A 12,152-nucleotide genomic window follows, 5' to 3' on the forward strand; every position below is an offset into this window, starting at 1 on the left:
ACACGATGGAGATCGCTGACTACCTGCGCGTCGCCAGACGCCGACTGTGGGTGCTCCTGGGCGTGCCCATCCTCGCCGCCGCGGTCACGGCATACATCGTCATGGCCGCCCCGACGACCTACACCGGCACGTCGACCGTGTCGGCGCCGGCCCTGGTGGGTGGCTCGACGAGCAACCAGTACAGCGGGTCCCAGGCCGTGAACCAGTTCGTCGCGCAGTTCACCGCGACGGCGCACGTCCCGGCCGTGCTCGATGCCGTCAGCAAGGACACCAACGTCACCCGGACGGACCTGACCGACAACGTCACGGTCACCCAGGTCGGCGCGAGCAGCGTCATGCAGCTCGGGTACACCAGCACGGACCAGAAGACCGTCCAGCCGGTGCTGCAGAGCCTGAGCAAGCACACGCTGCAGACGCTGTTCAGCACCCAGGTGGCGCTCAGCCAGGGACAGCTGAGCTCGGCGCAGGCGGCCCTGGCCCAGAGCAACGCCGCCATCGTGGCCTGGGAGAAGACCAACAACATGGTCGATCCCAATCTCGTCTACCAGACGACGCTGCAACGGCTGAACAGCCTGACCCAGCAGTGGGCTACGCTGCAGGCCAACGGGGCGGTCACCGGCGCGGCGGCCATCAACGGCGCCATCGCCTCGCTCAAAGCCGAGCTGCCCAGGTTCGGCCCGCTGCTGGCTCAGTACCAGGTGCTCGCCTCCAACCGTGACGCGTCCGCCGCCGCGGTGACCTCCGCCCAGCAGAACCTCGCCCAGTCCCGGGCCCAGCTCGAGGCGGCCGACCCGGCCAAGGTGGCCGACATCAGCGCCACGACCGCGGACAGCAGGACCTCCGCGCTGCTGTCACTGGTGCTCCCGGTGACCGGCGCGGCGGTGTTCCTCGCCATCGCCCTGGTCGCGATGCTGGAGCTACTGAGCCGGTCGCGGGCCACCAGCGCCAGCCGTCCCGAGCAGGACCCCGCCGGTCAGGACCTGGCCTGGACGCGGCAGGAGCCGCGCGAGTCGGTGGGGGCTCGCGAGCCGGCTGGCTCCCTCCCGGGCGCCGGCGGCTGAGGCGGACCGGGGGCGTGTCCACCACGGTGAACCCCTCCGGCGCCGGCACCCCTGCCGGCGCCGGAGGCGCGCACCTCAAGGGAATGGCCCGCGGTGGTGGGCTCAACCTCGTCGGCGCCGTCTGCAACCAGGCGGCGCTGTTCGCGATCATGGCGGCGCTGGCCCACGTGCTGGGCAGCGCCGACGTCGGCCGCTACGCGGAGTGCTTCGCGCTCCTGTCGCTCCTTGGCCTGGTCTCCCTTGCCGGGTTCCGCTCGGCCCTGACCCGGTTCGTGGCGATCCACCTCGCCGACGACGACGCCTCCGGCCTTCGCGGCACGGTCCGGCTGGGGCTGGGGACCACCGTCGCCGGGGCGACCGTGCTCGGCCTCGGCCTGGCCGCCGTCGCGCCGTGGGTGGCCGACTACTTCCACGACCCGCGAATGGTCACCGGCATCCGGCTGGTGGCCCTCACGCTGCCCGCCGCCACCTTCTCCGACGCCGCGCTCGCTGCCACCCAGGGCTGGCGCACGCAGCGCCCGTTCACCTACATCGGCCGCATCTACGAGCCGGTCGTCCGGCTGGCCCTCACCGCCGCCGCGCTCGCCCTTGGCGCCGGGCTGGTCGGGGCCCTGTGGGCGTTGGCCATCGGGGCCTGGACCGCAGCCGCCCTGGCCGCGTGGTCCCTCTACCGCCGGATGCGCCTCACCCCGCAGGCCGACCCCGTCTACCGGATCCGCGAGATCACGAGCTTCTCCATGGTCAGCTGGCTCTCGGCGCTGGCCGCGACGGGGCTGATCTGGGCCGGCACGGTCCTGTTGGGCAACCTGCGCAGCGCCCAGGAGGTCGGAGTCTTCAACGTGTCCACGCGCCTGGTAATGCTGGCCGTCTTCGTCATGGCGCCCATCAACGCAGCATTCTCCCCGCACATCGCGCACCTGCACCACACCGGCCAGAACGCCGAGCTGGCCCGCACCTACGGCAGCGCGACGAGCTGGATCGTGCGCCTGTCGATGCCCGCGTTCGTCCTGCTGGTGGTCTTCCCCGCTGAGCTGCTGCGCGTCTTCGGCCACGGCTTCCGCACCGGAGCCGCGGTCACGGTGATCCTGGCCGCGGGGCAGCTGGTCAGCGCCGCCGCCGGGCCGTGCGGCACAGTCCTGACCATGTCCGGCCGGGTGTGGCTCAACATGGTCGACAACGTCGGCGTCCTCGTCCTCGACATCGCCCTGAGCATGTGGCTCATCCCCGCCTACGGCGCCGTCGGCGCCGCCATCGCCTGGAGCGCGGCGCTGGTCGTGGCCAACGTCGCCAAGGCCACCCAGGTGCGCTTCACCCTGGGGGTCGCGCCGTCCGGGGCCGGGATCGGCAAGGCCCTGCTGGCCGGCGTCCCCGCCGTCGCGGCCGCCATGCTGGTGCACCGCTACGTCCCCGGCTGGCTGCCCACCCTGGTCGTGGGCGCCGTCGTGGTGACCGTGGCCTACCTGGCCGCAGTGCTCCTGCTCGGGCTGAGCCAGGACGACCGCACCATGCTCAGCGCCCTGCTGCGTGGACGCGGCCGGGTCGGCCGCGTGGTGGCCGGGCGCACCTCTACGCCAGGTGCATGAGCCAGCGCTCATCCACCCACCGCAGCCGTGGCCGCAGATCCTGTAGCTGCCGCTCATGCAATCACTGGGACCACGAATCCCGTTGCTGAGCAACGCTTTTGGTGTCTGTTCACACATGCGTATGCGCGGTCGGCTGGGCACCAGCAGGCGCGAGCGGAGCGCCGCGTGCGACGAGGACGGGAGCGCCGTTGACCATCCACCTGAGGACCGTCCCGTCCCGAGCCACGCGCCGCCGCCCGCAACCCCCGGCCCCGGTGGCAGCCGCCTGGCGCCCACTGCGGATCGTGATGATCGGCCAGAAGGGCCTGCCCGCGACCTTCGGCGGGATCGAGCACCATGTGGAGGAGGTCGGGCGCCGCCTGGCCGAGCGGGGCCACCACGTCACCGTGTTCTGCCGGTCCTCCTACGGTGCGGCGAGGGACGCGGCATACCTGGGCATGGAACTGCGCAGCGCACCGACGGTGGGCACCAAGCACCTCGACGCCATCGTGCACAGCGCCTCCTCCACGGCGCTGGGGCTGCTCGGCGGCGCCGACATCGTGCACTACCACGGGATCGGCCCTGGCCTGCTGAGCCCGGTGCCGCACTACCTCTCGCACGCCAAGGTGGTGCTGACGATCCACGGTCTGGACCACCAGAGGGGCAAGTGGGGCCACGCCGCCCAGGCCGTGCTCGGGGCCGGCCACTGGATGAGCGGCCACCTGCCGGACCGGACGGTGGTCGTGTCCAGAGCCCTGGAAAACCACTACCTCGAGCACTTCAGCCACGGCTGCGACTACATCCCCAACGGCGTCGTCGAGCCCCCGGACCTGCCGGCGCACCGGATCGTCGACGAGCTCGGCCTGACCCCGGGCGGCTACGCATTGTTCGTCGGGCGGCTGGTGCCGGAGAAGGCGCCGGACCAGCTGTTGCGGGCCTACCGGCGGGTGCCGGGCAACCTGCCCCTGGTCGTCGTGGGCGACTCCAGCTTCACCGACGACTACACCGGCCTAGTGCGGGACCTGGCCGCGCAGGACCCCCGGGTCATGCTCACCGGCTTCGCGTACGGCGACCTGCTGGCCGAGCTCTACCGGCACGCGGCGGCGTTCGTGCAGCCCTCGCTGCTGGAGGGACTGCCGCTGACCCTCCTGGAGGCTGCTTCGCACGGGACGCCCGTGGTAGCCAGCGACATCGCTCCCCACCTCGAGGTGCTGGGCGCCGACGCCCCGGGCCGACGGGTGTTCCCCGCCGGCGACGAGGCCGGCCTCGCAACCGCCCTGACCACCGCCCTCGCCGCGCCGCGGGAGGAGCGGGCTGCCGCCGCGGGCCTGCGCCGGCAGGTGCTCGACACCTACCGCTGGGACGCGGCCGTGGACCAGCTCGAACGGCTCTACCTCGAGGAGGTCCGCATGGACCCACAGACCAGCCGGCTGCGCCGCCGGCCGGCCGCAGCCCTGCCGGGCGCCACCCTCGGGAGGACCCGGTGGTGACCGTGCGCCTGCGCGTGCTCGCCGCCCTCGGGGCCGCGGCCGCCCTGACCCTGACCGGGTGCTCCAGCGACGGCTCGGGTGCCCGTCCGACGGCCGCCGCGAGCTCCTCGACGGACTCCGCCGGGCCCGGCACCTCCACGCCGACCTCGCCGGCGACCGTCGCCCCGGTGTCGCTGACGCCGGGGCAGCAGCGGGTGATGGCAGCCAACAGAACCCTGACCACCTCGTTGTTCACCCTGACCAGCGCGAGCGCCGGGGTGCGGACCGCCAGCAACCTGGCGACCCAGCGCCAGGCCGTCGCCGACGCCCTGGCCGCCGGACGGGCGGCACTCGCGCGCGAGCGGGCTTCCGCCTTCGGCGGGGTGCGCGACTGCACCTCCGTGCGGGACAACGCCGCGGCGACGTGGTCGGCCGCCGCCCGGGCGCGCTCGGCGGTCGCCGCCGAGGGCTCCGGCACGGCGCGGATGAGGGCGAGCCTCGGCCCGCTGCAGGCAGCGGCAGCCCGGGTCACCAGCGACCTCGCCGCCCTGCGCAGCGCGGTCGCCGCAGAGGCCCACCCACCCACCGTCCTCAGCACGACCGAGGTGCAGCAGGCCCTGGTTGCCGCCTCGACGCTGCAGAGCACCACCCTGGCCGACGCCGCGGCCACCGACGCCAAGGGCAGGGCCGCGCTCGGCAACGCCGCTCAGATGTCCGGCTCCGCCTCCACCATCGCTTCGAAAGCCTGCTGACCATGACCGCTCGCGCCGGGTTCCACCTGCTGCGCGGCAGCCCCCGCCGCCGGCTCGCCGCCCTCCTCGGGCTGGCCGTGGCGCTGGCGCTCCCCGTCGCCGCGTCGGCGTCGCCACCCAACCTGAGCTACAACCCCGCTCCCGCAGACGTCCCGAGCTGGTGGGGCACCAACGGCCGCGTCACGGACATCGTCGCGGCCGGCGGACGGGTCTACCTCGCCGGTGGATTCGACTACGTCGGTCCGTCCACGGGCTACGGCGTGGGCGTCGACGGCAGCAGCGGCAACCGGCTCTCCGGCGCGCCGCTGGTCGACGACGTGGTCAACGCCGCCGTGCCTGACGGGTCCGGCGGGTGGTTCATCGGCGGCAGCTTCACCCACGTGGACGGCGTCTACCGTCCCGGCGCCGCCCAGATCACGGCCGGCGGCAAGGTCACCAGCTGGAATCCCCGACCCAAGGGCACGGTCTACGCGATCGCGGTCACCGACAAGGCGGTCGTCCTCGGTGGTGACTTCACCCAGATCGGCTCGACCCCGGTCGCCGCGACCCGGCTCGGCGCGGTCGACCAGAACGGCGGCGCGGCGGTCCCGGGCTGGTCCGCCAGCGCCAGCTCCACAGTGCGCAGCCTCGCCTACGCCGGCAGCTCGGTCTTCGCCGGGGGGGACTTCACCGTCGTCAACGGCACGACGCGGTACCGCCTGGCCAAGCTGTCGGCCACGACAGGGGCCTTGGACGGCACGTTCCGGTCGGGGGCAACGGCCTCGGTGCTCACCCTGGGGCTGTCACCCGACGGGTCTCGCCTGTACGGCGGCGGCACCTTCGACACCGCCGCCAGCGGCACCGCCAGCGTGGCACGGAGCCGAGTTGCCGCCTGGTACACCACAACCGGCTACGTCACATCGTGGAACCCATCGGCGAACGGCACTGTCGAGGCCTTGTCCGTCGACCCCTCCGACGGCACGGCCTACGTCGGCGGGCTGTTCACCGTGATCGGAGGCATCTCCCGCCCGAGGCTCGCATCGGTGACCCCTGGCGGCACCATCGGCAGCCTGAATCCCGGCCTCTATGGCTGCAACATCCGGCACACCACCGGGAATGGAAACGCCAACCCGGCCTGCCTCCCGGAGGTCTCCGCCCTCGCCCTCAAGGGCGCCCTGCTCTACGTCGGCGGCCGGTTCGGCCAGTCCTGGTCGGCCACCCGCCACGACGCGGCGGCCTTCAACGTCAACACCGGCGCGCTGACCGGCTGGGACCCCGTGTCCGGCGACCGCGTCCGTGCCCTGGCCCCGTCCGGCAGCACCGTCTTCGTCGGCGGGGAGATGACCAGCGTCAACGGCGTGGTCCGCAAGGGCATCGCAGCCCTGAAGGCCAGCACCGGCGCCGTCGACCCGTCCTTCACCGCCGACACCGACAACGAGGTCCTCGACCTGCAGCTCTCCGCCGACGGCTCGCGGCTCTACCTCGGTGGCGCGTTCCTGCACGTGCAGGGTCAGGCCCGCAGCCGGATGGCCTCGATCGTCACCAGCACAGGCATGTTGGACCCCTACTTCAAGCCGGTCTTCAACAACCAGGTCCTGGCCCTTGGCTTCGGAGGCAACGCGGTCTACGCGGCCGGCCAGTTCACCACGGTCAACGGCACGGCCCACAGCCACACGGTCAAGCTCAGCCCGGTGATCGCAGCCATCTACTCGACGTTCAAGGCCAACACCTCCGGCCCCGCCGGCACCCTTCGGCAGGGGGGCATGGTGCAGAGCCTGGCGGTCAAGGCGGACGGAAGCATGGTCTTCCTCGGCGGACCGTTCACCACGGTCAACGGCGTCTCCCGCCCCGGAGGCATCGCGGTCGTCAGCGGCACGACCGGTGCGCTCAACGCGCGGCAGCTTGGCGGTGTCCTCGGCGGCTGCAGCACGGTCGGAACGTGGATCGTGCACCTGTACCTCAGTGACGACGGCAGGCGGCTGTATGGCGGGGACATCTGCCCCGACGACATCTACCAGTGGGATGCGGTCTACCTGACCACCTACTCGAGCACGGGCCTGCACTGGCGGACCGCCTGCAACGGCGGGATGCAGGGCGCGCTCGAGGTCAACGGCGACTTCTACTACGGCACGCACGGGAGCCAGTGCCGCGTCGTCCCCACCGGCACCACGACCTCGGCACGCCAGCGGTTTGCCGTGTTCAGCGCGTCGTCCGGGGCGCTCCTGCCCGACTCGCCGAGCTTCGACTCCCCGATGGGCGTGTGGTCGTTCGCGGCCGTGCCGGCCGGTCTGCTCGTCGGCGGCGACTTCACCTGGGTCGCCAGCCCCACCCGGGTGCAGCAAGGCCTGGTGCTCTTCACCGGGACCCCCTGAGCCACGGCGCCAGCCACGCTCGGCAGCCGGCCCCGCCACCCGCCAACGGTGACGGGGCCGGCTGTTGCCGCACGCCCACCCCACCTGTCCGACCGCGCACTCGGTCCGATCGCGCCACCGTCCGACCGCGACACGTCCGCTTTCCGGAGGTCCGTCCCGGGGGCCGCACCCGGCATACCCCCGCACCCAGGGCCTCCCGCACCCAGCGACCCGCGGGCATGGCACCGCCCGGGAGGCCGGGTGCCTCCCGGGCGTGCGTGGCCGGGCTACGGCGTGGGCGGGAAGACCGCCAGGTGGGCCACGGCGGACCCGTTGACGGTGGTGAAGTCACCGCCGACCCACAGGCGGTGGGTCGCCGGGTCGACGACCACCGCGAAGGCGCCGTGGGCACTGTTGAGGGCGGGGTTCCAGCCGGTCAGGTTGCCCGAGGACAGCGACACCTCGAACATCTTGCGCCGCGGGAGGTTGGTCGAGCACAGGAACGGGCTGCCCGAGCCGGTGTTGCCGACGCAGTAGTTCGTGAAGTGGCCCCCGGCATACACCGAGTCGCCGTCGACCGCCACGCCCTGCACGCCGCCATCGGTCTGGTAGACGGGTCGCTGGAGCGAGCCGTCGAGGTTCCAGATCACGAAGTGGCCACCGGAGCCGCCGGCACCGGCATACACCCCGCGCTGGTCGGCGGCCAGGGCGAGGATCGGGAAGGTGGGTGCCGGGTCGAACGACGGGTCCAGCGCCCCGTTGCCCGACGCCTTGACGGCCGCGAGGTAGGCCGCCGAGCCCGTGCCGTTGATCGCGGTGAACGTGCCGCCGACGTAGACGTCGGAGCCGTCCGCAGACATCGTGAGCGCGTTGACGGCCCCGGACGCCTTGGGCTTCCACGCGGCGAGGCTGCCGTCCGCGGTGGAGAACGCCGCCAGCTTGCTCCGTGAGGTCCCGCCGACCGAGGTGAACGTCCCGCCGGCGTACAGCGTCGAGCCCGACACGGCCAGGGCCCGCACGCTGTTGTTGACGTTGGGGTTGAACGACGTCAGTGCCCCGCTGCCGGTGGCCAGGCCCGCCAGGTGGTTGCGGGCCGTCGTACCGATGTGGGTGAAGTCGCCGCCGGCCAAGACGGTGCTGCCCTGCACGGCCAGGGCGAGGACGTTGCTGTCCGCCGATGGTGCCCACGGCAGCAGCGCGCAGGTTGCGGTGTCGACCGCAGCCAGCCGGTTGCGCACCACCGTGGCGCCGCCCTTGTCCTTGACGTGGGTGAAGCTCCCGCCGAGGTATGCCGTGCCGCCGCTGATCGCGACGGCGCTCACCCGGCCGTCGGGCTGGACGCAGGAGAGGGGGTTGGTGGTGACGGAAGCCTGCGCGGCGGCCGCGCCGGCGAGGACCAGCGTGGCGGCCAGGGACGTGGCCACGACGCCGCGGGTGCTCATCGCGGCACCCCGACGGGTGGTGTGGCCGGCACGTTCCCGGTCGCTGCGTCCGCGGCCGTGTTCGGTGGTGCTGTGCGCATGGCTCTCCTTTGTGCGCTCATGGCGCACCGAGCCGGTCCGGAGGCATCGTGGGCCCCCGGCCGACCCGGTGCCGCCCCCTAGTAAGCCCCCGCGCCCCGGACCACGGCGCGCAGCGTGCGGATCAGGATCTGCACGTCCAGCACGAGCGACCAGTTGTCGACGTACCAGAGGTCGAGCCGCAGCGACTCCTCCCACGACAGGTCACTGCGGCCACTGACCTGCCACAGCCCGGTCAGGCCCGGCTGCACCCGCAGGCGCCGGACCGCGTCGGGCTCGTACTTCTCGACCTCCTGCGGCAGCGGGGGCCGCGGGCCGACGAGGGACATGTCGCCCCTGAGCACGTTGAACAGCTGGGGCAGCTCGTCCAGGGAGTAGCGCCGCAGGATCTTGCCCACCCGGGTCACCCGCGGGTCGTTGCGCTTCTTGAACAGCACCGCGTTGGTCTCGTGACCGTCGTCGATCTCGGCGATCCGGTCTTCGGCGTCGGTGACCATGGTGCGGAACTTGAGCATCTCGAACGGCTCTCCCCGGGCCCCGATCCGATTCTGCCGGAACAGGATCGGGCCTGCCGAGTCGAGGTGCACGGCGAGGGCGACCAGCTCGATGGCCGGCAGTGCGGCGAGGGCGATGCAGATGGCCATGACCCGCTCGACCACGACCTTGACGGCGCGGCGCACCCCGGACATGACCGGGCGCTCGACGTGCAGCAGCGGGGTGCCGGCCACGGGTCGGATGGACAGCCGGGGGCCGGCGACCTCGAGGATCCCGGGAGCCACGACGAGGTCGACGTCGCGCTCCTCCAGGGCCCACGCCAACCGGCGCAGCACCGGTCCGCCGAGGTCCGGGTGGCTGGCGACGGCGACGACGTCGGCGTCGAAGAGGTCGACGGCGGCCACGGCGTCCTCCGGGCAGCCGTAGACGGTGACGCCCTCCAGCTCCGGGGCGTCCTCCCACGCGCCGTCGAGGCCGGACACGCACGCGGCCACCACGGACAGGCCGTGCACCGGCGAGGCCTGCACCTGACGGATGAGGTCGCGTGCGGAGTCGGCACGGCCCAGGACGACGGTGCGCTGCATGAACAGCCCGGCACGGCGCTGCGCGTGCAGCCAGCGGCGCAACCCCTTGCGCCCCATGAGCGAGAGCACGAACAGCGCGGGCAGCACGAGGACGACGTAGCCACGGGCAATGGTGATCTGGCCCGCGAACGCCACCACCGAGACGACCGCCAACAGGCCCAGTGCGGCGTCGACGAGCGCGCGGTACTCCTCGGTGCTGACGCCCATGTAGCGGCTCTCGTAGCCGTGCGTACACGTCACCGCGACGATCCACGCGACCGGGACGGCCATGCTGAGCAGCACGTAGGCCAGGCGGGGCTCCGCGCCGAACCGGACGACACAGCCCAGCACGGCGGCGACGCAGCCGGCGAGCAGGTCCATGAGGACGGCGGTGCGCCGGTAGCGGCGCTCCCAGACCCGCGCCCGGACGCTCGGCTGCGGTGGCGCGTCGAGGACGTCAGGCGCGGTGCGGGTGGTGGTCAGCGACTCCGTGCGGATGGCGTCCGGGGTCCCGACCTGTGCGGGCACGACCCCTGAGCCGCGAGCGGCGCGTCTGCGCCGTTGGCGACGGGTCGGGCGCGCGTAGTCGGTCATCCGCGGTCCGCCTTCCCACCCCACCCTTCCCGGAAGGACCTGTGTACCGGTGGGCGGGAGAGGCATGGTCGGAACCCGCCGGTCCAACCACCTTGCCGCACAAACAAATTCGGGCGATCGCCCTCCTGGACGAGCGCCCTTGCGCTCTTGGAAGGAGCGCCAGGCTCATGCAAACGTATGGAGCCACGCTGCGTCGCGGGCGCCGTGAACCTCAGCGGGAGTGGAAGACCTGCTGGGTCGCTTCGAGGCCGTCGGTGACCAGCTTCTCGATCGCGTCGGCGCTGTCGCCGAGCAGGAACGGCAGCTCGGTGCGCTCGGTGCCGGAGAAGTCCTTGAGGACAAAGGCCGCAGCGTCCATGCGGCCGGGCGGGCGGCCGATGCCGACCCGCACGCGCAGGTAGTCACGGGTGCCGACCGACTTGGTGATCGACTTCAACCCGTTGTGGCCACCCTCGCCGCCACCGCGCTTGAGGCGCACGTCGGCGAAGGGGATGTCGAGCTCGTCGTGGACGACGACGAGATGCTCGACGGGGATCTTGAAGAACGACACCAACCCGGCGACGGGACCACCGGACTCGTTCATGTACGACAGCGGCCGGGCGATGACCGCCCGGGGCCCGGGCGCCCCGCCGGGCAGGGTGCCGATGCGGATCTCGGACGCGACCGCCCGCGCCTTGTGCGACCGCAGGGTCGCACCGGCGCGGGCGGCCAGCTCGTCGATGACCATGGCGCCGACGTTGTGCCGGTTACCGGCATAGGACGGACCGGGGTTGCCGAGTCCGACGATGAGCCAGGTGTCCATGGGAGATGCAGTATGCCGTGTGGCCCGGGGCGCGTGCCCCGGGCCGTGCAGCGGCTCAGGCCTCGTCGGTGCCCTCGGCGGCAGCCTCGGTCTCGCCCTCGGCAGCGGCCTCGCCCTCGGCGGCCTCGCCGGCCTCCTCGTGCTCGATGCCGGCCTCGGCCTCGGCCTCGGCGAGCTCGGCCTCGAGGGCCTCGGCGGTGATCGCCTGGCTGACGTTGACGATGAGGTGCTCGGCGTCAGTCACCAGCGAGGTGCCGCTCGGCAGGGTCAGGTCGGAGGCGTGGATCTGGGTGCCGGCGACGGCGCCCTCGACCGAGACCTCGATGCTCTCGGGCAGGTGGGTGGCCTCGGCCTCGAGCTGCACGGTCTGCTGCTCGACGGTCACCACGGTCTCCGGGGCGGCGTCGCCGGTCACGTGGACCTGCACGTCGACGGTGACCTTCTCGCCCTTCTTCACCACGACGAGGTCGACGTGGTCGATGACCGGCTTGATGGCGTCACGCTGGACGTCCTTGGCCAGGGCCAGGTGCTGCTTGCCGTCGAGCTCGATGGTGAGCAGGGCGTTGGCGTGCTTGAGCGCCATCATCGTGTCGTGGCCCGGCAGGGTGATGTGCACCGGCTCGGTGCCGTGGCCGTACATCACGGCGGGGATCTGGTGGGCGCGGCGGATGCGGCGGGCGGCACCCTTGCCGAACTCGGTGCGGGTCTCGGCGGCGAGCTTGATCTCGGACACGATGTCTCTCCTGTGCTTGCTTCACGGTCGCGCACGGGCCGGATAGCGGGCGGCACGCGCACGGTGGGTGGTGTTCCTGGTGTGCGGTGGCCTCGACGCGGGGCGCGGCACGACGCGGGCGAACCGGCGCGTGCGGGCGCGAGACAGGCGTCCAGCACCACCGCGTCGATCACGGACTGCTTCACGGGCTCTGGTTCGCACCAGCCCTGCAGCGTCCCTCGCCGAGGCAACCTCGCGATTCTAGGCGAGGGGCCGCGTCATACGGAAATCG

Annotated in this window: 9 protein-coding genes; 5 read left to right on the forward strand and 4 right to left on the reverse strand. The window is 72.6% G+C overall.

Annotated features, from left to right (window positions below):
• Positions 1-5 precede the first annotated feature (5 nt).
• The 5 genes from ACXVGS_RS05155 (at position 6) to ACXVGS_RS05175 (ending at position 7,195) form a co-directional block, all read left to right on the forward strand.
• Entirely contained in the window at positions 6-1,061 is a 1,056-nt protein-coding gene (locus tag ACXVGS_RS05155) for a hypothetical protein (protein ID WP_458527960.1), read from the forward strand.
• A 14-nt stretch (positions 1,062-1,075) separates the two neighbouring features.
• On the forward strand, positions 1,076-2,644 hold the full coding sequence (locus tag ACXVGS_RS05160) for a flippase (RefSeq protein WP_458536704.1): 1,569 nt from the start codon (positions 1,076-1,078) through the stop codon (positions 2,642-2,644).
• A 287-nt stretch (positions 2,645-2,931) separates the two neighbouring features.
• Complete coding sequence (locus ACXVGS_RS05165) at positions 2,932-4,113, forward strand: glycosyltransferase family 4 protein (protein ID WP_458528009.1); 1,182 nt, start codon at positions 2,932-2,934, stop codon at positions 4,111-4,113.
• Positions 4,110-4,844 carry a hypothetical protein gene (locus ACXVGS_RS05170; RefSeq protein ID WP_458527958.1) on the forward strand — a complete coding sequence of 245 codons (735 nt, stop codon included), beginning with the start codon at positions 4,110-4,112 and terminating at the stop codon, positions 4,842-4,844. Before ACXVGS_RS05165 ends, ACXVGS_RS05170 begins: the two co-directional genes overlap by 4 nt.
• A gap of 2 nt (positions 4,845-4,846) precedes the next feature.
• Positions 4,847-7,195: a hypothetical protein gene (locus ACXVGS_RS05175; RefSeq protein WP_458536705.1), complete on the forward strand. Its 2,349-nt coding sequence runs from the start codon at positions 4,847-4,849 to the stop codon at positions 7,193-7,195.
• 266 nt (positions 7,196-7,461) lie between these two features.
• On the opposite strand, the gene ACXVGS_RS05180 is transcribed toward ACXVGS_RS05175, so the two are convergent.
• From ACXVGS_RS05180 to ACXVGS_RS05195, 4 genes are all read right to left on the reverse strand, one after another.
• A complete protein-coding gene (locus ACXVGS_RS05180) occupies positions 7,462-8,616 on the reverse strand; it encodes a hypothetical protein (protein ID WP_458532032.1) in 1,155 nt (384 codons plus the stop codon).
• Positions 8,617-8,774: 158 nt separating this feature from the next.
• Positions 8,775-10,280, reverse strand: a complete 1,506-nt coding sequence (locus ACXVGS_RS05185; protein ID WP_458532033.1) for a sugar transferase — start codon at positions 10,278-10,280, stop codon at positions 8,775-8,777.
• Positions 10,281-10,557: 277 nt separating this feature from the next.
• Positions 10,558-11,148, reverse strand: a complete 591-nt coding sequence (gene pth, locus ACXVGS_RS05190) for an aminoacyl-tRNA hydrolase (protein WP_458536706.1) — start codon at positions 11,146-11,148, stop codon at positions 10,558-10,560.
• 55 nt (positions 11,149-11,203) lie between these two features.
• Positions 11,204-11,884 carry a 50S ribosomal protein L25/general stress protein Ctc gene (locus ACXVGS_RS05195; RefSeq protein ID WP_458528008.1) on the reverse strand — a complete coding sequence of 227 codons (681 nt, stop codon included), beginning with the start codon at positions 11,882-11,884 and terminating at the stop codon, positions 11,204-11,206.
• Between the last annotated feature and the right edge of the window lie 268 nt (positions 11,885-12,152).

The sequence above is a fragment of the Oryzihumus sp. genome (assembly GCF_054325275.1).

Bases quoted from the DNA above. Each gene is read 5' to 3' on its own strand.
- ACXVGS_RS05155 (WP_458527960.1), top strand. From the start codon at position 6: ATGGAGATCGCTGACTACCTGCGCGTCGCCAGACGCCGACTGTGGGTG.
- ACXVGS_RS05165 (WP_458528009.1), top strand. From the start codon at position 2,932: ATGATCGGCCAGAAGGGCCTGCCCGCGACCTTCGGCGGGATCGAGCAC.
- ACXVGS_RS05175 (WP_458536705.1), top strand. From the start codon at position 4,847: ATGACCGCTCGCGCCGGGTTCCACCTGCTGCGCGGCAGCCCCCGCCGC.
- ACXVGS_RS05180 (WP_458532032.1), bottom strand. From the start codon at position 8,616: ATGAGCACCCGCGGCGTCGTGGCCACGTCCCTGGCCGCCACGCTGGTC.
- pth (WP_458536706.1), bottom strand. From the start codon at position 11,148: ATGGACACCTGGCTCATCGTCGGACTCGGCAACCCCGGTCCGTCCTAT.